16 protein-coding genes, 2 pseudogenes and 3 CRISPR repeat arrays are annotated in these 21,353 nt (G+C 66.8%); of the genes and pseudogenes, 11 read left to right on the top strand and 7 right to left on the bottom strand.

Annotated elements, in window-relative coordinates; all coding sequences use genetic code 11:
- Nucleotides 1-26: 26 nt before the first annotated feature.
- From HNQ58_RS08895 to csx2, 4 genes are all read right to left on the bottom strand, one after another.
- On the bottom strand, nt 27-1,205 hold the full coding sequence (locus tag HNQ58_RS08895; protein ID WP_183948557.1) for a type III-B CRISPR module-associated Cmr3 family protein: 1,179 nt from the start codon (nt 1,203-1,205) through the stop codon (nt 27-29).
- Nucleotides 1,202-4,267, bottom strand: a complete 3,066-nt coding sequence (gene cas10, locus HNQ58_RS08890; RefSeq protein ID WP_221301230.1) for a type III-B CRISPR-associated protein Cas10/Cmr2 — start codon at nt 4,265-4,267, stop codon at nt 1,202-1,204. The genes HNQ58_RS08895 and cas10 overlap by 4 nt, the downstream gene beginning before the upstream one ends.
- Nucleotides 4,264-5,286: an RAMP superfamily CRISPR-associated protein gene (locus HNQ58_RS08885; RefSeq protein ID WP_183948556.1), complete on the bottom strand. Its 1,023-nt coding sequence runs from the start codon at nt 5,284-5,286 to the stop codon at nt 4,264-4,266. Before HNQ58_RS08885 ends, cas10 begins: the two co-directional genes overlap by 4 nt.
- A gap of 70 nt (nt 5,287-5,356) precedes the next feature.
- A complete protein-coding gene (csx2, locus tag HNQ58_RS08880; RefSeq protein ID WP_183948555.1) occupies nt 5,357-6,562 on the bottom strand; it encodes a TIGR02221 family CRISPR-associated protein in 1,206 nt (401 codons plus the stop codon).
- Nucleotides 6,563-6,724: 162 nt separating this feature from the next.
- Between csx2 and cas2 the strand changes: the two genes are divergently transcribed.
- From cas2 to HNQ58_RS08860, 4 genes are read left to right on the top strand one after another with little or no spacing between them, the layout of a single operon-like run.
- Nucleotides 6,725-7,012, top strand: coding sequence for a CRISPR-associated endonuclease Cas2 (gene cas2 / locus HNQ58_RS08875; RefSeq protein ID WP_183948554.1), 288 nt, complete (start codon nt 6,725-6,727; stop codon nt 7,010-7,012).
- A 15-nt stretch (nt 7,013-7,027) separates the two neighbouring features.
- Nucleotides 7,028-7,948: a CRISPR-associated endonuclease Cas1 gene (gene cas1, locus HNQ58_RS08870; protein WP_183948553.1), complete on the top strand. Its 921-nt coding sequence runs from the start codon at nt 7,028-7,030 to the stop codon at nt 7,946-7,948.
- 3 nt (nt 7,949-7,951) lie between these two features.
- Nucleotides 7,952-8,701 (top strand): hypothetical protein, encoded by a 750-nt coding sequence (locus HNQ58_RS08865; RefSeq protein WP_183948552.1) that lies wholly within the window; start codon nt 7,952-7,954, stop codon nt 8,699-8,701.
- Entirely contained in the window at nt 8,698-9,021 is a 324-nt protein-coding gene (locus HNQ58_RS08860; RefSeq protein ID WP_183948551.1) for a hypothetical protein, read from the top strand. Before HNQ58_RS08865 ends, HNQ58_RS08860 begins: the two co-directional genes overlap by 4 nt.
- A 312-nt stretch (nt 9,022-9,333) precedes the next feature.
- Nucleotides 9,334-9,650: a CRISPR direct-repeat array (repeat unit 36 nt; unit sequence GTTCAGATCGCCCCCCCACCAATCGGGGATTAAGAG).
- A 106-nt stretch (nt 9,651-9,756) separates the two neighbouring features.
- Nucleotides 9,757-13,237: a CRISPR direct-repeat array (repeat unit 36 nt; unit sequence GTTCAGATCGCCCCCCCACCAATCGGGGATTAAGAG).
- Between the two features lie 106 nt (nt 13,238-13,343).
- Nucleotides 13,344-14,299: a CRISPR direct-repeat array (repeat unit 36 nt; unit sequence GTTCAGATCGCCCCCCCACCAATCGGGGATTAAGAG).
- A gap of 171 nt (nt 14,300-14,470) precedes the next feature.
- On the opposite strand, the gene tnpA is transcribed toward HNQ58_RS08860, so the two are convergent.
- Nucleotides 14,471-14,659 (bottom strand): IS66 family insertion sequence element accessory protein TnpA, encoded by a 189-nt coding sequence (tnpA, locus tag HNQ58_RS08855; RefSeq protein ID WP_183948550.1) that lies wholly within the window; start codon nt 14,657-14,659, stop codon nt 14,471-14,473.
- Nucleotides 14,660-14,738: 79 nt separating this feature from the next.
- Nucleotides 14,739-15,133: pseudogene (locus tag HNQ58_RS13420) on the bottom strand (transposase); the annotation flags it as partial.
- A gap of 421 nt (nt 15,134-15,554) precedes the next feature.
- Here HNQ58_RS13420 and gspL point away from each other — a divergent pair.
- The 7 genes from gspL to HNQ58_RS08815 all read left to right on the top strand — a co-directional run bounded on the left by gspL (nt 15,555) and on the right by HNQ58_RS08815 (nt 20,913).
- Complete coding sequence (gspL, locus tag HNQ58_RS08845; protein ID WP_183948548.1) at nt 15,555-16,688, top strand: type II secretion system protein GspL; 1,134 nt, start codon at nt 15,555-15,557, stop codon at nt 16,686-16,688.
- The gene (gene gspM / locus HNQ58_RS08840; protein ID WP_183948547.1) at nt 16,685-17,167 is read left to right on the top strand and encodes a type II secretion system protein GspM; all 483 of its coding nucleotides are present in this window, start codon (nt 16,685-16,687) and stop codon (nt 17,165-17,167) included. Before gspL ends, gspM begins: the two co-directional genes overlap by 4 nt.
- Nucleotides 17,167-17,928, top strand: coding sequence for a type II secretion system protein N (gspN, locus tag HNQ58_RS08835; RefSeq protein ID WP_183948546.1), 762 nt, complete (start codon nt 17,167-17,169; stop codon nt 17,926-17,928). Before gspM ends, gspN begins: the two co-directional genes overlap by 1 nt.
- A complete protein-coding gene (gene nudE / locus HNQ58_RS08830) occupies nt 17,925-18,491 on the top strand; it encodes an ADP compounds hydrolase NudE (RefSeq protein WP_183948545.1) in 567 nt (188 codons plus the stop codon). The genes gspN and nudE overlap by 4 nt, the downstream gene beginning before the upstream one ends.
- On the top strand, nt 18,484-19,302 hold the full coding sequence (gene cysQ / locus HNQ58_RS08825) for a 3'(2'),5'-bisphosphate nucleotidase CysQ (RefSeq protein WP_183948544.1): 819 nt from the start codon (nt 18,484-18,486) through the stop codon (nt 19,300-19,302). Before nudE ends, cysQ begins: the two co-directional genes overlap by 8 nt.
- A gap of 160 nt (nt 19,303-19,462) precedes the next feature.
- Nucleotides 19,463-20,263 (top strand): nucleoside triphosphate pyrophosphohydrolase, encoded by an 801-nt coding sequence (gene mazG / locus HNQ58_RS08820; protein ID WP_183948543.1) that lies wholly within the window; start codon nt 19,463-19,465, stop codon nt 20,261-20,263.
- A gap of 341 nt (nt 20,264-20,604) precedes the next feature.
- Complete coding sequence (locus HNQ58_RS08815) at nt 20,605-20,913, top strand: Mpo1-like protein (protein WP_183948573.1); 309 nt, start codon at nt 20,605-20,607, stop codon at nt 20,911-20,913.
- Between the two features lie 33 nt (nt 20,914-20,946).
- On the opposite strand, the pseudogene HNQ58_RS08810 reads toward HNQ58_RS08815, so the two are convergent.
- Nucleotides 20,947-21,288 (bottom strand): annotated as a pseudogene (locus HNQ58_RS08810) (DMT family protein); the annotation flags it as partial.
- Nucleotides 21,289-21,353 lie beyond the last annotated feature (65 nt).

Here is a 21,353-nt window from a genome sequence, read left to right as displayed (position 1 = left end):
GTGTCTCCCGGGTCGGTGTCAGACGGTCAGTAAACGGCGAAACAGAAACGGTTGAAGCCCTGGACACGACGCTCGTCATCTTCGCAGGGGCTCGACCACAACCCTTGGTCGGCAAGCTTGGCGAGTGCTTCGGCGGTGGTGCCAGGTTCCAGCTCCAGCCAGTACACGCTGCCGGCGGGAGCCACCCGTTGCGCAGGGCGTGGTTGCTGGGTGGCCAGGTTCCAGCCTGAAACCACCTCGCTGCGAGGCACGGCCGAACACACGATGCGGCCGCGAATGCCGTGCAGCTCGAAAGCAGCGCCCCGAGTGGCATCAGGCGTGCCGCTTCCGGTGGGCAGCCAGCCTTGCGGGAACAGGCCAGGGGTGGTGAGGACCATCCGGCAGCGCCCCGCTCGTGCGATGTGGTCGTAATCCGGGATCGGCCACTCGGCATCGGCCGCGGTCAGTGTGGCCGGGTGGCCATCGCCACCGAAGCGGACGACGGCGGGCGCCGGCAACGTGGCTCCGGTCACGGCGGCCAGAAAGCCCACGCCGGGCGTCATGGCCACCGCCTGCGAAGAGAAGAGGCGGTGATCCTCCGCCGCGCCACGGCTGGCATCCAGCCCGACCCCCACGCGAAGCTCCGTCTTCCAGAGCCGGGCCTGTTCCACCCAGGCGCTCTCCGGAATGGGAGAACCTGCGAGATAGGCGCGCCAGCCCGAAGCACTCAGCCACCACCCGCCCTCGGGCTTGATCCGCTGGGCCTGCGCCAGTACCGGGGCCTTCGGAAGCGGGCAGGAAACCGCGATTCCATGGCCAAGCGCTTGCGGAAGCATTCGGGAAGCCTTGGGTGGGCAACGGCGATCTCCGTCATTCCGGGCCTCACCCAAGCTTTCCTCACCCGGGCTCAGTACCAGATCGGCCGGGGGCGCAAACAGGGGTTCGACCCTGCCGTTGGCCATGCGCCGGGCCAGGTGGAAGGCGGTGAGCGTGAAGGGGCCGGGTTGCGCCGGCGTGCCAAGCGCCGGATGTGGCTGGTCGCCTCTGGCATAGCGCTGCAGATCCACCCGGTCGCAGGCCAGCAGATGGCTGCGCAAGGCACCGGCAGCAACGGAAGGCCAGGGCGGCACGAGGCTTTCGCCAACACTGCCGGCATCACCGAACAGCTTGTTTCCACGCAGGACCAGTACGTCCAGTGGTTCGAGAAAGTAAGCCGCCTGGCTCATGCGCGCATCCTCTCCTGGGCAGGGCCGCTCCCTTCATTTCTTTCCGGCGAACGAAGCCGGACCTCGCGGGCCAGAAATTCGGCAACGCCCAGCAGGTTGGCCATCCATTCGCGGGGCTCGGGGTGCCCGATGGCGGCCTTCACCAGCGCATTGGCAAGGGAACGGGCCTCGGGGTGACTGCTCTGCCGCTGGAACTGGTAGGCCAGCAGCGCGCTCACCATGTCCGGGGCCTCAGCCGGGTCGGGAAGATCGGAGAGCCAGCCCAGGCTGTGGTAAACGGCACGGCGCGAGGTGTCCTCATCGCCAAGGAAGGCAATGCAGCGTTCGAGCAGGAACGCCTGGTTCCATTTGAGCGAAACGTCCAGCTTGCCCCCGGAGCGCTTGATCACACTCAGGCAGAAGGCGTCCCGGCCACCTTCATTCTTGGCGCGCTTTTCGGCCGTCCGGAGTTCACGCAGCACCGCATTCAGTGGGGCCTGATGATGGGCCACCACCAGTCCGGCCGAGGCGGTGGCATGCCTGCCCATCATCCGCATCAGCCGGCCCTTGAGCCAGGCGAAGCCATTCCGGCAGTGCAGGCCATCCCTGTCCTTGCCCAGTTCGCCCCAGTCGGTGTCCTGGTCCTCCGGCAGGGTTCCGCTGTAGGCGTGGCGCAGCCGCTGGGCGCAGGGCAGGAGATCGCGCGCCGGCATGACCGCCAGCACGTCGTCACCGCCCGCATAGATCAGCCTTCCCAGGTGCTCTTCCTCGACCACATGGCGTGCCACGTGTTGGGAAAAGTCATTGAGCGCGGAAGAGACCGCCAGATGCCGGCCCGGCGAGACAGCACGGCGCTGCTCGCCGTAGGCGCGGATCTTGGGGTGCGCCTGGGCGATGCGGTCGAAGCCCACGCGCACCTGCTCGTGGAAGCTCTGCCTGTAGGGGATGGCCGTCTCGCCTTCGCCGCCCAGGATGGCGCCCATGCGGTCGCCGTCGAGCATCAACAGGGCGTAGTAGGTCTCCAGGCGGAAACGCTGGCGCTGCTCGTCCGCGACGGCCGTGGCGAGTGTCCGCCGCACGGCATCGTGGAGACCGGAGGCTTTTTCTTCATTCTCCAAGTCGAGCAATGCCGGGAGAAGCCGTGCCTCCTTGAGCGCTTTCGCATTCGCAGCATGCCGCCGGATCAGCCGGCGGGGCAGGGCCACGGCTTCCGCTTTCAGTTCTTCGGCTTTCGGGAGGGCGTCGGTCAGCCCGCCCTTCTCCAGCCAGGCATCGAGCTGCGCGGCCAAGGCCATGGTGTGGGTGCTGACGGTGAACCGGCCGATATCGTCACGTCCGAGCGCCCTGGCCACTTCCCCGGCGAACAGGGAGGGCCATAGCCGCTTCAGGGCGGCAAGGCCTCCCAGATGTTCGCCCTCTTTCGCCCATGCGCGGCGCTTTTCGTTCACCTGGGACCAGAGCGTGCCCGCCTGCTTGCGTTTGCCCGGTGGCAGATCAAGGTGCTGACGGTCGAGGGTCAGCCATTCCACCTCGCCGCTCAGCGAGTCTCGCCAGCCCGTCTGCTGCAAGAGCGTGAATGGGCGGGTGGCCTTGGCCGCTGCCAGCGCGCGTTCGGCCAACTCGAAGATGGCGGGGTACAGCACCCCGGGGTTGGGGGCGAAGAAACGGACCGGCTTGCCGTCCTCATCCCACTCGATTGCCTCGGAGAGCACCTTCCATGCCGGGGAGGCAAGGAAACCGGCGTCTTCTTCCGTCTGGTTGCCAAAGAAGGGGGCCATGGCCTCACGCAGGGCCGACAGATCGAGGTCGCGCTGCTTCTCGGCATCGCGGCAGCGGATCAGTGCGAAGGGCACGCTGGCCCAGTGCACCTCCGGGAAGCCTTCGAGCTGCTCGCGCATCTGGGCATAGGCCGGGCAGTCCTCCTGCAGCGGCTTGCCGATGGCCTCGAGCAGGGCATCCACGGTGGCCTTGCCTTGAGCCTGAATCCAGTCCCGCGCGGCCTTGGTGCAGGCGTCGGCCAATTCAGCCGCCCGGCTGGCCGGCACCACGGCCACGAAGCGATTGGGCAAGGCAGCGGCGAACAGCGGATTGGCATCACTGGCCCCCTTCTTCCACTCGCAATTGGCGAACAGCGCATCGGGCAGTCCCATGGCATCGCGCAGCCAGAGGTCCACCTGGGCCAGGCCGCGCAGGCGTGGGAACAGGATGGCATCAGGGCCGAGCGCCTCGGCCAGTGGGCGCATGGTTTCCCAAGCCAGTCGCGAAAGCAGGTGCGAGCCGGCCCAGAGATCGTCCAGCTTGCGCGCCTGGGCAATGAAGCCCTGCACCGGCCCGATGCTCAGGGTGAGCAGGGCCGGCTCGCCCTCGGGGTCGCCAGCAAAGGCGCCGGCGAAAGCGGATGTGAGATCCAGGTGATCCCAGATCGAATGATCGGGCACCCGGGTGTCGGCAGGCAGCAACGACCAGAGCGGGCCGAACTTGCCGAGGTCGGTATCACCACACAGCTCCGGCCCGAAGCGCCAGAAGGCCAGGGCCAGTTTGCGCCAGTCGGTGCTGGTTCCATCCCCGGCGCCAAGCGCGACGAGCAGATTGCTGAAATGCTCGAAGGCGGTCTGCTTGGCCGTCTCGATGCTCACCTCGGCCAGTTTTCCGAGGTCGAGCGATTCACCCGTGAGTGGATGCACCAGTTGTGGGCGCTCGGTCCAGCGGACCTGATGATGCGGATCGACAGCGATGGTCTTCTGCTCGCCGGCCTTCGTGGTGACGGTGATCTCCCGCATCGGCCACTGTGGCCGGTCAGCTGCGGCCGCCCACCAGTCGGCACGCTGGACATGCCGGTACATGGACCGGGGAATCTGGCTGCCGAAGCCAGTGCGTTGTGCCAGCAACCGGATCAGCGCTTCGTCATTGTCCGGATCGATGGCATCGGGCAGCGTGTGGTAGCCGAGCAGGCGCGTCAGTGCGCGGGAGGTGCCATTTTCATGGCCAGCTGGGTCGCGCATCAGTACCAGCGCCTTCTCCGCCGGGTCGTGCAGGCGGGCCGCGAGTTTGGTCTGCCAGAGCATGATGTCAGTCATGGTCATGCCTTGATGCGCGAAAGGTTCTGGTGATCGAGATGAGCGTGGACACGCGCCCACACCTGTTCGATGACGAGGCGCTTCGGGGCGAAGGCAGGTGGCGGGAGGTGCGGCAGATGGACGACGAGTCCCCGGACGCGGCCGTCATCGAGACGCTGCAACTTGAAGCGCAGCTGGTTGGGAAGCCGGGCTTCCTTGGGCCAGCTGCCCACGGCATGCTTGGTGACTGGGTAAGCCAGCCAGTGGCGTTCCTGCGGTTGCTGGCCATCGCCTCTGACACGCAGCTGCGAGCGGAGGCTGATCTTGAGACTTGCCAGATCCTGCATCGCCTCGCGCCAGTTCTTGACTGGCCTCGTTGCCCAGATCAGCGGGCCGGCGGCATCCTGGCCGATGGCATGCGGCCAGTCGCGGTCCAGGCAGTCCTGCCAGTTGCGCAATGGAACCTTTCCGGTCAGTGCGGCCGTGCCTTCCCCGGGAGCCAGAGCATAGGAACCCCAACCATTCCGGCTGCGCCCGCCCACGGTGCCGAAACGGTGCATCAGCCAGAGAGTCTGTTCCAGCAGGTCGGCGCCCGGGGCGTCCTCAGGCCATGCCAGAGAAAACAGGGCTGTCTCACCCTCCTGGATCGCCGCATTGGCTTTCAGCGTCTCGCCCTGGCGGCTGTTGCTCACCGGCCCGTAGCCGAGGTAGGTGCTGGCCGAGACCCGGTTCCTGCCATCGGCGGTCGCCACCCTGGGAAGGCTGGTCCAGTCTTTTTTCTTGAGCCTGCCCTCGCTCCAGGGCGCGAGGCGCAAGCGAACCCGGCTCTTGCAGGACTCATCCAGCCAGGCATTGCCGAACAGCTGGCCCTCGACTTCGCGCAGGCGCCGGAAGTCCTCCGGGAAATCATTCTGGGCAGCCCACGCCACCCGGAACCACTGCCGCAGCTGTGCCTTGTAGGGTGGGGTGCGCCAGCGGCCATTCTGTTCCGCATCGCCGAGGAAGGCGGGGCTGTCCATCCGGAGGGTGAAACGCTTGATCTGCATGCCAGGCTCCATGGTGGCAAGCATGGGCCGATGAGCCGTGATGTGCGCATCGGCAAGCTTGCGGCGACTCTCAAGTGTTGTTCATCCGGTTCAGGGTGGCCTCGAGTTCCCGACGAAGCCGCTCCGGGTTCTTCATCAGCTCGGCATGCTTCCGGAAACGTGGCACGGTGCCATGGGCACAGGCATTGCGGACGTTCTTGAGCAGCCAGTAGGCCTCACGTTTCCAGTCGGGGTGTTCGTCGTCCTTCAGTTCCTGCCGGAATGCCTGATCGGCGCGCTCCCGGTCCTCATGCCGGAGCGGGTCACCCTGCATCTCGTGCGTGGCACGGGAGAGAAAAGCCTCCAGCCCGAACACGCTGGCGCGCAGGATGTCGCCTCGTTGCAGAGCCTGCAGTGCCAATGCGTGCTGCCAACCGGCCAGATCCGGTTTCCTGCACCATTTCAACCGCTCCTGCAGCCGCTTCCGGAACAGCTCGGAAGCGCCGGAGAGGGGAGATTCCAGGCGTTCCAGCAAGGGCCTGAGCTCTCGTACCGCATCCTGCACATTGGTCTGGTTCAGCGCGAGCCAGGCCCGTTCCAGCCGCTTGGCCTCGAGCTCGTCCAGACCATCGCGGCAAAGCAGGGGGGCGAAGGCGGAGAAGTCGCCGCTGGCATCCAGCCGCACGAAGGCCGACAACCACTGCTCGATGCCCAGTAGGCCATCGAGGGCAAGAACCGGCGTGATGCCCGGATCGCGCCCGGTCATGTCGAGCGCGCCGTACCAGAGCCCCTTCACCGCAAGCCTGCGTGCATGCGTGAGCATGAGGGCCGAGAGCATCCCCAGCATGGCGAGGTGCCGGAAGCCGTGGGTGACGTCGAAGCTGACTTCGCCCGTTTTCACCTCATCGGCCACGATGTCGAGGATGGCCAGCTGGTCCTCGAAGCTGCTGGCATAGGGGATCAGCCTGGGGCGGACCTTGAAGCCGAAGTGCTGGCCAAGTAACGGCTCGATCTGATCGAGCAGGGCCTGACTGACGGCACCGGCTTCACTCGCATCGATCAGCTCGAGGCGCAGTTCGTCGTTGCCCTCGAGCGGCAGGAACTCCACCAGTGCCGGCCACATGCTGCCCGCAGTGCCGAGGATCAGCATCGCATCCGGCCTGAGGTAGTCGGCCAGGCTCAGGCCAAAGAACGGAGTCTCGCGGATTCCCCCGTCCGGGAAGCGGTAGCGGGCCCTGCGGTACCCGGTGTTCCTGTCCAGCTGCGACTTTCCGAGAAAGCTCACCAGGGTGTGCACACGACGACTCCAGTCCATGGGGCGTGGCGATTACATACGGCATCCGCAACCCGGCCGCAACCGCAAGCTTGCCGTTCGTGCATCGTTCCAGGGCTGGGCCATGCTGGAGCGGCACGGAAGCCAATGCGCCATGGATGGCGCCCGATCGGTCATGGGGGAGTGATGAGCACCCTGCGGCGACTGCACATCGTCTGCTACGACGTGAGCTGCCCGAGGCGGCTGCGGACTGCGCTTGTCCTGGCGCGCCGATATGCCAGCGGTGGGCAGAAATCCGTGCACGAGTGCTGGCTGAATGCCCGCGAGCAGGGCGATTTGCTGGCCGACCTTGCCCGGCTGATCGATGAGGATCGGGACCGCATCCTGTGCGCACGCCTCGATCCGCAGAGATCACCCATGTTTCGCGGTGCCGGCCGCCTCCCGTGCGACGACGACTTCCTGCTGGTGGCCTGACTCATGCGGACTGTCGTGATCGACCGCCAGAATCTGATGCTGCGCCATGAGGGAGGCGCCTTGTGCCTGCGTGACGGGCAGGGCGCAGTGCAGCGCATCCCGCTCGGGCAGATGGACCGGCTGGTGGTCGAGAACGAAGCCCTGATCAGTGCCAATCTGATCCGCCAACTTGCGGGTAATGGGATCCCGCTATTGGTGGCGCGTGGCCGCAGCCGCAGTTCGGCCGCAATCCTCGCCCCTGCGGGCGGCGATGCCGCGCGCCGGCTCCGGCAGATGCGGGCCTGGCTCGACCCGGACCTGCGTCTGCATTTTGCACGTTTGGTCGTGCGTTCACGGATCGCAGGCCAGATCTCCGCTCTGCGTGCCTGGGCCAACATGGTCCCCGTGCACCGCTATCCCCTGAGCCGCACCATGCGGGCCCTGCGCAAACTTTCGCAGAGGCAGCACGCACGTTCCGGGATCGCAACCCTGCGGGGCATGGAAGGTGTCGCCAGCCGCATGTACTTTGCCGCCATGCGCCTGCTGCTGCCGAAGGCGCTGGATTTCCCGGGCCGCCGCCGCCGACCGCCTACCGATCCGGTCAATGCCAGCCTCTCACTGGGCTTCACCCTGCTCCACGGCCGCATTCTGGAGGTAGTGCATCGGGCCGGGCTGGATCCGTCCATCGGTGCCCTGCACGAGCTTGCCTACGGACGGCCCAGCCTGGTTTGCGACCTGGTCGAGAGCGAGCGCGCGCAGATCGAGCGCTGGGTGGTGCGGGCGTTCCGGCAGCAGACCCTGCAAGCCTCCCACTTCAGCCGCACCGCGAGCGGCGTGATCTTGCGCAAGGAAGGGCGGGGCCCATTCTTCGCCACGATCGAGCCGTTGTTGTGCCGCTGTGCCCGACGCAGTGCCCGGCGTGTCCAGCAGCTGATCCAGAACCTTCCGGAGCTGTGACAGATGGCTGCAGACGCCCGGAAGACCCTCTGGATCGACCTTTCCCGCGGCTATCAGCTGCGCTGTGACGGCCCGGCCCTGCGCGTGCAGGCCGAGAGCGGGCAGTCGAGCTGGGTGCCTTGGCACCGGTTGGCCCTGCTCATCCTCGAAGGGCGTGGCGAGATCGGCACGGATGTGCTGATCATGGCGGCGCGCCATGGTGTGAGGCTGCGGGTGATGTCGGCGGGGCAGTCGGTATGCGATCTGGAGCCGGCCGAACCCATAGTCGACCCACTCGATGCGCAGTGGGATGAACTGCTCGAAAATCCCGACTGGCGGCGCTCATGGGCTGCGTTCCGTTTGCGGCAGACGCTCTGGGCAGTGGCGCGCGCCGTGGGGCGGCCAATCCGCCTGGACCTGGCTCTTTTCCTGCGGCAGCCGGGGGCCTTGGCCGCCCGAATCGGTCTGTCGCCTGCCGCTGCCTGCGACGCCCTGCGGCACCTCACCGCGAGCTTCAAGCTGGACGCGCGCTGCCTGCTGTTGGACGCCGGATGGAGTGTTGCCCGGTTGCGCAGGCCCCGGCCCGGCCCCGACCTGTCCGGCTATCTGCGCCGGCAATTCGCCTACGAGGCGCTCGGCCTCTGGCGCAGCACAGGCATCCCAGATGTTCCATCCCGCTGGCACGCCCGGCACCGTGAGCGGTTCCTGGCTCGTGGCCGGTCCAGCATCGATGGCGCATTGCGCTGGCTCGCTGACATCACCTGCCTGCGATGAGCGAACGCCCCCTGCCCTGGCTGATCGCCTACGATGTGCGCTGCCCCCGGCGGCTGCAGCGCCTGCGCCGCTTTCTCAGTCGGGTGGCTGCGCCGGTGCAGTACTCTGTATTTCTGCTCTATGCTCGCAGCAGCGAGATGCACGCGCTGATGGATGTCATGGCCGCAGGCTGGATTTCCCCAGAGGATGATCTGCGGGCCTATCCGGTGCTCGAGTCAGGCGTCACCGCCTTCGGGCGGCCGCGCTGTCCCGAGCAGTGGAGTGGCTGGCTAGCCCTCATCCAGCAGCAGGGAAACTCCGACCAGGGGCAGCCGCTGTAAGGTGTGTTGACCAGGATCAGGATGCAGCACCGGAGCCGGCCGACCACGGGAACCGGTTTTCGTCTTCAAGCCAGATGTGCCCGCAGCCTGCAAGCCCGGAAGATGGTCCTGCCTGGGCCAGTTTGTGCAGGAGCTTGTGATGTCTCGAAACCAAGCCAGACGGCATGATCCATCTTTCGAATCGAAGCAACCAGCCATCGGGCCCGGGGGCTGCGGCAACTTGCTCGCCCCCATCGGTCTGCGCCAAGTGGTCCCGGTAGCAAAGGGGGTGTTGCAAGTTGTTGATGCGGAATGTAAAAATCAGCCGGAGCGGTTCAGATCGCCCCCCCACCAATCGGGGATTAAGAGGCTGGCCAGACGCTCAGCCAGCTCAACGCGGTACGTTCAGATCGCCCCCCCACCAATCGGGGATTAAGAGTCGGTCCCGCCTTGCGATAGCGTCGCTTCGCCTCGTTCAGATCGCCCCCCCACCAATCGGGGATTAAGAGTCATTGCTCGTCCTCCATGCGCCGCTCGACTTCGGTTCAGATCGCCCCCCCACCAATCGGGGATTAAGAGTGTGTGATTGCGATATATCTGTTCATGTCACCCTCGTTCAGATCGCCCCCCCACCAATCGGGGATTAAGAGGCTCGCCCCGCACGCCGCTCAGGTTGCCACGCACGGTGTTCAGATCGCCCCCCACCAATCGGGGATTAAGAGGCAGGTCGCGCGGCAACAGCGCATCGACGGCCAGCGTTCAGATCGCCCCCCCACCAATCGGGGATTAAGAGGAGACCACCGCGTGCTGCAGGTGATAGCGGAATGTTCAGATCGCCCCCCCACCAATCGGGGATTAAGAGGGATGCCAATCTCGCAGATCAACACGCCATCGGCGTTCAGATCGCCCCCCCACCAATCGGGGATTAAGAGTGCGGCCGAACATCATCGCCGGCGTGTCGCCGGTGTTCAGATCGCCCCCCCACCAATCGGGGATTAAGAGGCATCCAGCGCCGCGACCGCATCCTCCGCGCTCGGTTCAGATCGCCCCCCCACCAATCGGGGATTAAGAGCCATTCGATACAGTGCGTTACGCGCAGCATATGGTTCAGATCGCCCCCCCACCAATCGGGGATTAAGAGCGGGGTGGGCCGTTGGGTGGATTGAGCCTCAGCGTTCAGATCGCCCCCCCACCAATCGGGGATTAAGAGGTGTGGGTTGCGCCGGATTACACGCCGGCGCCCGGTTCAGATCGCCCCCCCACCAATCGGGGATTAAGAGGCGGGCTTCACCCGCTTCCGCTCTCGCCTGAGCTGTTCAGATCGCCCCCCCACCAATCGGGGATTAAGAGCTGGAGGGTGCGCGGGTGAGCGGGCAGGCGGGTGATGTTCAGATCGCCCCCCCACCAATCGGGGATTAAGAGCCGATGGTCAGGGTGATGTGCTGGTTCTCCAGCGTTCAGATCGCCCCCCCACCAATCGGGGATTAAGAGGCCTCGAATTCATCGGGTGTCACATCGCGCTCGGCGTTCAGATCGCCCCCCCACCAATCGGGGATTAAGAGTCTCCTGTGGCGTGTGGGTTGCGCCGGATTACACGTTCAGATCGCCCCCCCACCAATCGGGGATTAAGAGGTTGCGGCTGGCGTCGGGGTGGTGGTCGACGAGCGTTCAGATCGCCCCCCCACCAATCGGGGATTAAGAGCGCAGTCCGCGCGCGTAGATGCCGACCGCCACACGTTCAGATCGCCCCCCCACCAATCGGGGATTAAGAGCTCCTATGCGCCACGACACTTTCGACGGATGAAATGTTCAGATCGCCCCCCCACCAATCGGGGATTAAGAGCCGCATATCAGCCAACAAATGCGCCACCCTCGCCCGGTTCAGATCGCCCCCCCACCAATCGGGGATTAAGAGCGACAACATGGCCGCGCAGTTCGCCGTAGCAGATTTGTTCAGATCGCCCCCCCACCAATCGGGGATTAAGAGGTCTGCGCAGGATTCGAGTTCGCGGGCGACGCTGGGTTCAGATCGCCCCCCCACCAATCGGGGATTAAGAGTGGCCGGGCTGGCCGAACACGTCGGGCCGGAGCTGTTCAGATCGCCCCCCCACCAATCGGGGATTAAGAGTGCCCGCCGGTGGCCTGCTCGATAGCAACGCAGCGTTCAGATCGCCCCCCCACCAATCGGGGATTAAGAGCGAGGTTTTCGGTGCTGTCGCCCACCGGGCACTCGTTCAGATCGCCCCCCCACCAATCGGGGATTAAGAGTGTTCATGGGGGGGCTTTACGCCGATGTCGGCGTTTGTTCAGATCGCCCCCCCACCAATCGGGGATTAAGAGTTGCACGCGGCAGACGAGTCGCGCAGGCTGATGTAGTTCAGATCGCCCCCCCACCAATCGGGGATTAAGAGCGCGGAACAGTCCGGCATTGGTACGAGCCCGCGGTTCAGATCGCCCCCCCACCAATCGGGGATTAAGAGCCGGCGACGGCACCGAGCGTCACCCACAGCCACGCGTTCAGATCGCCCCCCCACCAATCGGGGATTAAGAGATCCAAAGCGCCCACGGCCTGAGCCACACAGCATGTTCAGATCGCCCCCCCACCAATCGGGGATTAAGAGAAGCGCGCAGATGGGCCAATTGACGGGCGGTCAGGGGTTCAGATCGCCCCCCCACCAATCGGGGATTAAGAGAGCTGTCCCCCTCGCCGCTGACGATGTAGTAGCGTTCAGATCGCCCCCCCACCAATCGGGGATTAAGAGGGGACGGACGGAAATTGCCATGACATTTCTCCTCGGTTCAGATCGCCCCCCCACCAATCGGGGATTAAGAGGCGCACGAGTGACACGAGACACCGCGCGGACAGCGTTCAGATCGCCCCCCCACCAATCGGGGATTAAGAGAAAATGCGGATGAAGTGTTCGCGCTGCCTTTGGATGTTCAGATCGCCCCCCCACCAATCGGGGATTAAGAGGCCCGCGTCGGCGTTCAGCAGCGCCACAGCTTCTTGTTCAGATCGCCCCCCCACCAATCGGGGATTAAGAGGCTGCGCCGCCTCACGGATCAAAAAGGTTTTGCCGAGTTCAGATCGCCCCCCCACCAATCGGGGATTAAGAGGGTGGCCGAGCTCACCGATGAGCTCGTAAGCGCCGGGTTCAGATCGCCCCCCCACCAATCGGGGATTAAGAGGAGGGCGACACCGCAGACCTGGCAGCGAGCGTCCTCGTTCAGATCGCCCCCCCACCAATCGGGGATTAAGAGGCAAGGGCCGCATCCGCCTTGTCGGCGGACGCGGCGTTCAGATCGCCCCCCCACCAATCGGGGATTAAGAGGGCCAGCTCGGCGCGGTATGCCTCGATGGCGTGTTCAGATCGCCCCCCCACCAATCGGGGATTAAGAGGCCGCGCGGCGGCTGCATTGCAGCCAGCTGGCGGTTCAGATCGCCCCCCCACCAATCGGGGATTAAGAGACCCACCGTGTACGGGTGAGCGTAGGACAGCAGTTCAGATCGCCCCCCCACCAATCGGGGATTAAGAGGCCAACCTGGCTGCCAAGTTGAAACTTGCAGCGTGTTCAGATCGCCCCCCCACCAATCGGGGATTAAGAGAGCAGTGGCTACTGCGCACAATCCGGAGTGTGGCAGTTCAGATCGCCCCCCCACCAATCGGGGATTAAGAGCACAGTGGGCGGACGGAAATTGCCATGGCGTTTCGTTCAGATCGCCCCCCCACCAATCGGGGATTAAGAGCCGGCCGGAGGGGTAGGTGATCCTATATGCCGGGCGTTCAGATCGCCCCCCCACCAATCGGGGATTAAGAGGCCAGTGAACGGAACGAGTAGTTCCATGCGGGCCTGTTCAGATCGCCCCCCCACCAATCGGGGATTAAGAGGTCGCGCTCTACCTGAGCGACGTAGTCGGTTCAGATCGCCCCCCCACCAATCGGGGATTAAGAGCATGGCGACGATGGCGGAAGCGATCTGGTAATAGTTCAGATCGCCCCCCCACCAATCGGGGATTAAGAGCGAGGGATAGCAAAAAGAATTACCGGATGGAGTGTTGTTCAGATCGCCCCCCCACCAATCGGGGATTAAGAGCGCGTGTAGCGCCAGCGCGTGACGCAACGCGGCCGTTCAGATCGCCCCCCCACCAATCGGGGATTAAGAGGCGAGACACCGCGCGGACAGCAGAGACGAGGCTGGGGTTCAGATCGCCCCCCCACCAATCGGGGATTAAGAGGCGCCTGATTTATCTTCTGGCTCATGATTGGTTTCGGTTCAGATCGCCCCCCCCACCAATCGGGGATTAAGAGAGTGACCCCCGCACGGCGCGAGCCACGGCCGCAGGTTCAGATCGCCCCCCCACCAATCGGGGATTAAGAGGTGAGCCTCTCGATGAGGTAATCTTCCTGCGCGATGTTCAGATCGCCCCCCCACCAATCGGGGATTAAGAGATGAAGTCGCGGAACTGCTGGATCAGGTCTTGGTTGTTCAGATCGCCCCCCCACCAATCGGGGATTAAGAGCCAGCCGGGCCGGGCTGGACCGATCAATGTCGATCGTGTTCAGATCGCCCCCCCACCAATCGGGGATTAAGAGGGTCCTGAACGTCGCGGGCGCACGCAACCGCGAAGTTCAGATCGCCCCCCCACCAATCGGGGATTAAGAGGGCCCATGATTTCAAGGCGCGCGCGACGGCTTGGTTCAGATCGCCCCCCCACCAATCGGGGATTAAGAGCCAAGGTTCGGCCGCGCCTTCAGCACGTCGGCCGCGTTCAGATCGCCCCCCCACCAATCGGGGATTAAGAGTTCGAGATCTTCGATCACTGCTAATTCCTCTCGTGTTCAGATCGCCCCCCCACCAATCGGGGATTAAGAGCGAGGACGAGGCGACGCGGTAAACGTCTGTGCGAGGTTCAGATCGCCCCCCCACCAATCGGGGATTAAGAGCGGGCTGGACCGATCGATGTCGATCGTCGGGGTAGGTTCAGATCGCCCCCCCACCAATCGGGGATTAAGAGCGAGTTCGTTGTTCAGGTACATGGCATTTCTCCGTTCAGATCGCCCCCCCACCAATCGGGGATTAAGAGATACGCGCGGATTCGATCCGCGCGGCCGCCTCGAGTTCAGATCGCCCCCCCACCAATCGGGGATTAAGAGCGTGACGCGTGAGCGTATGTAGCGCACCATTACGGTTCAGATCGCCCCCCCACCAATCGGGGATTAAGACGTGCGCAGAGGCGCACCAGTGACGCGACCCACGGCGCGTTCAGATCGCCCCCCCACCAATCGGGGATTAAGACCAGGCTTCAACTTCCTTCGTGGGTAAGCGTCTGGCCACGACACCTACCGCAGCGCCAACGTGTGATCGGGCACCACACTCGTAGACAATCGCATCCAATCCACCAGCCGATCCATGCCGCAGCGCAGATCGATCGGCTCGACCGCCAGGAACCACTGCGACGGCAGCCGCATCAGCCGTCCCTCCGCACGATCGGCAGCAGCCGCAGCGGCGCCACCTCCTGCCCCCACAGCCGACGCCGCCACGCGGCGAACTCCCACCGCGGAATGCCCCACAGCCGGCAGTACACCACCTGGCTCAACCCGCTGCGCACCTGCGAGCGCACATGCGCCCGCCACCGCCACACCTCCGAACACGCCATCGACCGGTCCTCCGTTGGGGAAACCAGCGACGGTCGGGAGATTCAGGTCAGGAAGGAGGGTGTCGTGGCCGGACGCTTACCGCTCGGCCATGGCCTGCATGATCCGGTGCCTGAGCGTCCACGCCGTGCGGTAGCACACGCCCAGGTGCCGCATGAGTTCCAGCGCCAACAGGTTGGTCTTGCTGGCCGTGAGCAGGTGCAGGGCCAGAAACCAGGTGGTCAGGGGCAGCTTGCTGGCCGCGAACACTGTGCCGCTGGTGAGGGTGCTCTGGTGGTGACAGCCACGGCACGGGTAGTACACCCACCCCGCGCGCCGGAACCGCGAGCGCGCCCGGCCGCCGCAGGTCGGTCAGCAAAAGCCGCGGAGCCAGCGTGCGCGATACAACGCCCGGCAGCACTTGGCTCGGCCCCGTACCGCTGGATGAACTCCGCCATCGACAGCCCCGCTCGAAACTGCACCCGGTTCATCGCCATGGCCGCTCTCCTCCCCGGAACATGACGGCCAGCCCGTGCTTCGCGTATCTCAAGTCATGCGACCGCCGGCTGAGCTTCGTCGCTCATCAGGTCGATGTATCGAAACGACAACGAGTCTGACACTGGGGTGCGCGCCTGTGCCTCGACCGGTTCGATCGGGCTTGCCGTGTGCGATCACCACTTGGGACACGTCAGGCCCTTGGGATGCGCTCTGCCGCATGGGCCTTCCGGACGGAAACAGGAAGGGCCTGTTTGCTTCTCCATCTCCCGCGAAAGCGGGAGTCCAGTGTCTTGCACCGACGTCCCAAGTTGCCGCCGTGACTCGGAGCGCGACGCAGCCAAGCTCTTCCGGTTACCGGTTACCGGTTTCCGGCTACCGGCTACCGGCTGCCGGCTTCCGACACCCGCTAGAATCCACCCCATGCCCCGCCTCCTGATCCGCCTGCTTCCCGATGGCCGTGCCGCCTGGCTTGCGCTCGGCCGCGACGGCTGTCCGCTGGGCGCGGTGACGGCCGGTCTGCCGCCTGCCGGTGCGCACGACGAGGTGGTCGCGATTGCGCCGGCCGAGGACGTGCTGCTGCTCGGTGCGCCGCGGGTGGCGCGCAGCGAGAAACAGCTCGCCCGGGCGCTGCCCTATGCCATCGAGGATCGACTGGCGATGCCGGTGGAAACCCAGCACGTCGCCTGGGCGCCGGCGAGTGATCCGGCGCGGGTGCTGGTGGCGGTGATCGCCCGCGAGCGGCTCGACGCACACCTGGCGACCCTGCGTGCGGCCGGGCTGGAGCCGGACGCGCTGGTGCCCGAGCCGCTGCTGCTGCCGGTCGGCAGCCTGCTGGCCGAGCCAGGCCGTGTGCTGCTGCGCGGCGACGAGAGCCATGCGCTGGTGCTGACGCCGGAGGAGCTGCCGGCCTTTCTGCCGGCCGGTCCGGTCGAGGCGACGCTGGCGGCCGGCGCGCAGCCCGATCTGCCTGCGACGGTGATCACACGCCGCGTCGACGACGCGCTGCATGCCTATGCCGCCGCGTTGGTGGACGGGCTTCCGCTCGATCTGCTGCAGGGCGGCTACGCGCCGCGTCGCCGCCGCGAGGGGGCCGCGCGGGCCTGGCGCCACGCCGCCCTTGCCGCCGGCGTCGCGGTTGCGCTCGGCGTCGTGCATCTGGCGGTCGAACGCCAGCAGCTCGCCGCGCACGTCGCGGCGCAGCGCGAGGAAATGGCGCAGCTGTTGCGCGCCGCCGTGCCCGGCACGCAGCGCATCGTCGATCCCGTCCAGCAACTGCGCGCCGCGCTGGCGGCGGGCGGCGAGGGCGGTGGCGATGCCGCGCTCGACCTGCTCGCCGCCGCCGCGCCGGCGCTGAGCGCCGATGCCGCGACCGTGCTCGATGCGCTCGACTACCGCAACGGCGTGCTCGAGCTCACCGTCACCGCGCCCGATGTTGCCGCGCTCGATGCCTTGCGTGCACGCCTGGCCGCCGCCGCGCTGCGGGTGGAGCTGACCGCCGCCACGCCCGGCAGCCGCGGCGTCGAGGGCCGGCTGCGGATCGGGGGCGGCGCATGAGCGCCTGGCTGGCTTCGCTGTCGGCGCGCGATCGCCGCATCCTCGCCGTCGGCGCGGTGCTGGCGGCGGCGATGCTGCTGTGGGCCTTCGTCTGGGATCCGCTGGCGCGCTCGCGCGAGGCCTTGCGCGCGGAAGCCGCCGACAACGCCGCCGCGCTGGCCTGGATGCGCCCGGCCGCCGAACGGCTGATCGCGCGTGGCGGTGTGGTCGTGACGCCCTCGGCCGATGGCCGCTCGCTGCTCGCCCGTGTCGACGCCGGTGTGCGCGAGGCGGGGCTGGCATCGAGCCTGCTCGCCGTCGAGCCGCAGGGCAGCGACCGTGTGCGGGTGCAGTTCGGCGGCGCCGACTTCGACCTGCTGGCCGGCTGGCTGGAACGTGCCGCCGCCGCCGGCATCGTGATCGAGGAGTTTTCCGCGCAGCGTGCCGCCGCGGCCGGGCGTGTCGATGCCCGCCTGCTGCTGCGCGAAGGAGCGCGCTGATGCGGCGTGCGTGGTGGGTCGCCGCGTTCGTGCTGGTCTTCGTGGCCGCGCTGCTGGTGTTCCTGCCCGCGTCGGTCGCCTTGCGGCAGGTCGAGTCGCGCGTTCCCGGGCTGCGCTTCGAGGAGGTGTCCGGCACGGTCTGGCGCGGCCAGGCCGGGCGGGCGCTGATCGGCATGCACGATTACGGCCGCCTGCAATGGCGCGTCCGTCCGCTGGCGCTGCTGCGCGGGATCCTCGATGTCGAGCTCGACTGGCAGGGCGGCGACCGCCATGCGCGGGGCCGGCTGGCCTACGGCTTCGGCGTGCTGCGCGCCGACGCCGTGCGTGCCGAGTTCCCCGCCACGGTGCTGCAACGGGTGCTGGACACGCCGGCGCTGCAGCCGCACGGCCGCGTCGAGGTGAACGTCGCGCGCGCCGAGTTCGCCGGCCGCGAGCCGCGCCTGCTCGAAGGCGATGCCGTCTGGCGCCAGGCCGCCGTCAGCGGCGCGGCGCGCGCCGCGCTCGGCGGGATCCATGCCCGTTTCGGCCTGCAGCCGGATGGCGGCATCGGCGGTACGCTCGACGACGACGGCGGCCCGCTGGCCGTGGCCGGCGATTTCCGTCTCGATGCCGGCGGCTACCGTGCCGAGCTGCTGCTCGACGCCCGCGACGCCGCTGCGGCCGAAGCGCTGCAATGGGTCGGTCAGCCGTTGCCCGGGGGCGGACGTGTGTTGCGGCTGGACGGGCGCTGGCTGGAATTTCCCCGGAGGGAATCGCGTTGAACAGGCAATTGCCGACCATCCACGGCATCGTCGAACGCGACGAGGGCCGCAACCGCATCGAGGAGCTGGACCTGGAGTTCAGCAACGGCGAGCGTCGCCGCTACACGCGCATGAAGCCGCGCGGCCCCGGCGCGGTGATCATTGCCGCGGTTCCCGATCCGGATACGGTGCTGCTGGTCCGCGAATACGCCTGCGGCGTGCATCGCTACGAGCTGGGCCTGCCGAAAGGGCGCATCGACGCCGGCGAGACCCCGCTGCAGGCCGCCAACCGCGAGCTGAAGGAAGAGGCCGGCTTCGGCGGCCGTCGCCTGACGCTGTTGCGCCCGCTGACGCTGGCGCCCGCGTACATGGGCCACCAGACCCATCTGGTGCTGGCCGAGGATCTGTATCCCGAGCGCCTGCCGGGCGACGAACCCGAACTGCCCGAGGTGATTCCGTGGCGCTTCGACGCCCTGCACGAGCTGATGCTGCGCGAGGACTTTTCCGAGGGACGCGCGCTGGCCGCGCTGTTCATCGTCCGCGAATACCTGCAGCGGCGTGGCAGCGGGGGTGGTGATGCCTGAGCTGCGCGAGGGCTGCATCCGGCTGGCGCGACAGGCTGGCGCCGCCATCCTGGCCATCTACCGGCAGGATTTCGACGTCACCGCCAAGGACGACCGCTCACCGCTGACGGCGGCCGACCTGGCCGCACACCGGCTGATCGTGGCCGGACTGACGGCGCTGGCGCCGGACATCCCGGTGCTGTCCGAGGAAGGCGCCGATATCCCCTGGGAGGTGCGCCGGTCGTGGCGCCGTCACTGGCTGGTCGATCCGCTCGACGGCACCCGCGAGTTCGTCAAGAAGAACGGCGAATTCACCGTCAACATCGCCCTGGTCGAGGACGGCGAACCGGTGCTGGGCGTGGTGTATGCGCCGGTGCTCGACCACATGGTCCACGCCGAACGTGGCGTCGGTGCCTTCCTGCGCCTGCCCGACGGCTGCGACGAGCCGCTGCGTACGCAATGCCCCGCGCGGGCGCCGTTGCGTGTGGCCGCCAGCCGCTCGCACCTGGACGAGCGCACCGCCGCCGCATTGGCGCGGATGGGCGAGGTGCAGACGTTCGGCCTGGGTTCCTCGCTCAAGTTCTGCCGCATCGCCGAAGGCCTGGCCGATGTCTATCCGCGCTTCGGCCCGACCAGCGAATGGGACACCGCCGCCGCCCAGTGCGTGCTGGAAGCCGCCGGCGGGGCCGTGCTCGCCCTCGACGGCTCGCCGCTGCGCTACAACCGCAAGGCATCGCTGCTCAACCCCGACTTCATCGCGCTCGGCGACCCCTCGCTGCCGTGGCGGGAGTGGGTGGTTGGAAGCGGGGAACCGGCAGCCGGCAGCCGGTAGCCGGAAGAGCGCGTTGCGCTGTCCCGGCCGCAGCGGGGAAGCGGGCGGGGCGATGGCAAGATGACACAGCACTCCCGCTTTCGCGGGAGTGGCGAAGCAAGCATGTTTTTCCGGTTTCCGGTTTCCGGTTTCCGGTTTCCGAGTCCCGAGTCCCGCCCCCATGTCCACCGACATCGACCGCCTGCTCCACATCATGGCCCGTCTGCGCGATCCCGGGCGCGGCTGCCCGTGGGACGTGAAGCAGACCTTCGCGACCATCGCGCCCTACACCGTCGAGGAGGCCTACGAGGTCGCCGACGCCATCGACCGCGGCGACTTCGACGACCTGCGCGACGAGCTGGGCGATCTGCTGCTGCAGGTGGTTTTCCATGCCCGCATGGCGGAGGAGCAGGGCCGCTTCGACTTCCGCGACGTGGTGGCCTCGATCTGCGACAAGATGGAGCGCCGTCATCCGCACGTGTTCGGGGATGCCAGCGTCGAGGACGCCGAGGCGCAGACCGTGGCCTGGGAGGAGCACAAGCGCCGCGAGCGTGAGGGCAAGGGCGAGGACCGCAGCGTGCTGGCCGGCATCGGCCGCGGCCTGGCCGAGTGGCAGCGCGCCACCAAGCTGCAGCAGCGCGCCGCCCGGGTCGGCTTCGACTGGCCGGGCATCGAGCCGGTGATCGCCAAGCTGCACGAGGAGATCGACGAAGTGCGCGAAGAGCTCGAGGCCGGCGCCGACCGCGACCGGCTGGAGGACGAGATCGGCGACGTGCTGTTCGTCTGCGTCAATCTCGCCCGCCACGCCAGGGTGGACTTCGGTGCCGCGCTGCGCCGCGCCAACCACAAGTTCGAGCGCCGCTTCCGCCGCATGGAACAGCTCGCCGCCGCCGACGGCGTGGACCTGGCCACGCTCGCGCTGGAGCAGCAGGACGCCTACTGGGACCGCGCCAAGGCCGAAGAGAAGAGCAGGAGTGAGTGAGGAGGAGTGAGTGAGGAGGAGTGAGTGAGGAGGAGTGAGTGAGGAGGAGTGAGTGAGGAGGAGTGAGTGAGGAGGCGTGAGTGAGGAGGCGTGAGTGAGGAGGCGTGAGAAACCAGGCTGGACAGCGGCTGCTCCGGGCGTCCGGGTTCTCGTCATCCCGACCAACGCCGGGATCCATTGAAAGGCCACGTCGCGGCCACGGCCGCGTCAGTGGCAACGACGCCGGGCTTTCCCTCGTTTCTCACGCCTGTTCACTCGTTTCCGGGCGCTGTCCGTTCGCTGCGGTGCAGCTTGAACCGCACAGGCGCAGGGCGCACGCTGCCAACCGGAGGTGAGCCTCGATGCCCCAGCGTTACGCCAGCTTCCGCGAGTTCTATCCCTACTACCTGAGCGAACACAGCGACCGCACCTGCCGGCGGCTGCACTTCGTCGGCAGTGCCTTGGTGCTGGGCGTGCTGGGCGCGGTGATCGCCGGCGCGCTTTCGCCGTGGTGGCTGCTCGGCCTGCCGGTGATCGGCTACGGCTTCGCCTGGGTCGGGCATTTCTTCTTCGAGAAGAACCGCCCGGCCACCTTCACGTATCCGCTGTATTCGCTGGTCGGCGACTGGGTGATGTTCAAGGACATGCTCACCGGCCGCATCCGGTTCTGATCCAGTCCAGGGTTCAGTCCAGGATTCAGTCCAGAAGATCAGCCACGCCGCCAGCACCATCAGCGCGAAGCCGGCCAGGTGGTTCCACTTGATCGGCTCGCCCAGGTACCAGACCGAGAAGCCGACGAACACGGTCAGCGTCACGAACTCCTGGATCGTCTTGAGCTGCACCGCCGAGTAGACGCCGTGGCCGATGCGGTTGGCCGGCACCTGCAGCGCGTATTCGGGCAGCGCGATCAGCCAGCTCACAGCGATCACCGTCAGCAGCGGCGCGGCCTTGAACTTCAGGTGGCCGTACCAGGCGAAGGTCATGAACACGTTCGAGGCGAACAGCAGCGCGATCGGCAGCAGGTAGGGCGTCAGCGGGGCGGGCATGGCGGTGTCCGGGGCGGGGCCGGCGTCGCAGGGTGCCGGCGGATCGCGCGGATTCTACGGTGTGC

Origin of the sequence: Rehaibacterium terrae (genome assembly GCF_014202935.1) — a bacterium.
Lineage (GTDB): Bacteria > Pseudomonadota > Gammaproteobacteria > Xanthomonadales > Xanthomonadaceae > Rehaibacterium > Rehaibacterium terrae.
Note: the sequence above shows the minus strand (reverse complement) of the source record. Positions and strands in the feature narration are given on the sequence as shown.

What these genes read in the sequence shown, in the direction of transcription:
- HNQ58_RS08895 (WP_183948557.1), bottom strand. Translation starts at nt 1,205, where the DNA reads ATGAGCCAGGCGGCTTACTTTCTCGAACCACTGGACGTACTGGTCCTG.
- cas10 (WP_221301230.1), bottom strand. Translation starts at nt 4,267, where the DNA reads ATGACCATGACTGACATCATGCTCTGGCAGACCAAACTCGCGGCCCGC.
- HNQ58_RS08885 (WP_183948556.1), bottom strand. Translation starts at nt 5,286, where the DNA reads ATGCAGATCAAGCGTTTCACCCTCCGGATGGACAGCCCCGCCTTCCTC.
- cas2 (WP_183948554.1), top strand. Translation starts at nt 6,725, where the DNA reads ATGAGCACCCTGCGGCGACTGCACATCGTCTGCTACGACGTGAGCTGC.
- HNQ58_RS08865 (WP_183948552.1), top strand. Translation starts at nt 7,952, where the DNA reads ATGGCTGCAGACGCCCGGAAGACCCTCTGGATCGACCTTTCCCGCGGC.
- HNQ58_RS08860 (WP_183948551.1), top strand. Translation starts at nt 8,698, where the DNA reads ATGAGCGAACGCCCCCTGCCCTGGCTGATCGCCTACGATGTGCGCTGC.
- tnpA (WP_183948550.1), bottom strand. Translation starts at nt 14,659, where the DNA reads ATGGCGTGTTCGGAGGTGTGGCGGTGGCGGGCGCATGTGCGCTCGCAG.
- gspL (WP_183948548.1), top strand. Translation starts at nt 15,555, where the DNA reads ATGCCCCGCCTCCTGATCCGCCTGCTTCCCGATGGCCGTGCCGCCTGG.
- gspM (WP_183948547.1), top strand. Translation starts at nt 16,685, where the DNA reads ATGAGCGCCTGGCTGGCTTCGCTGTCGGCGCGCGATCGCCGCATCCTC.
- gspN (WP_183948546.1), top strand. Translation starts at nt 17,167, where the DNA reads ATGCGGCGTGCGTGGTGGGTCGCCGCGTTCGTGCTGGTCTTCGTGGCC.
- cysQ (WP_183948544.1), top strand. Translation starts at nt 18,484, where the DNA reads ATGCCTGAGCTGCGCGAGGGCTGCATCCGGCTGGCGCGACAGGCTGGC.
- mazG (WP_183948543.1), top strand. Translation starts at nt 19,463, where the DNA reads ATGTCCACCGACATCGACCGCCTGCTCCACATCATGGCCCGTCTGCGC.
- HNQ58_RS08815 (WP_183948573.1), top strand. Translation starts at nt 20,605, where the DNA reads ATGCCCCAGCGTTACGCCAGCTTCCGCGAGTTCTATCCCTACTACCTG.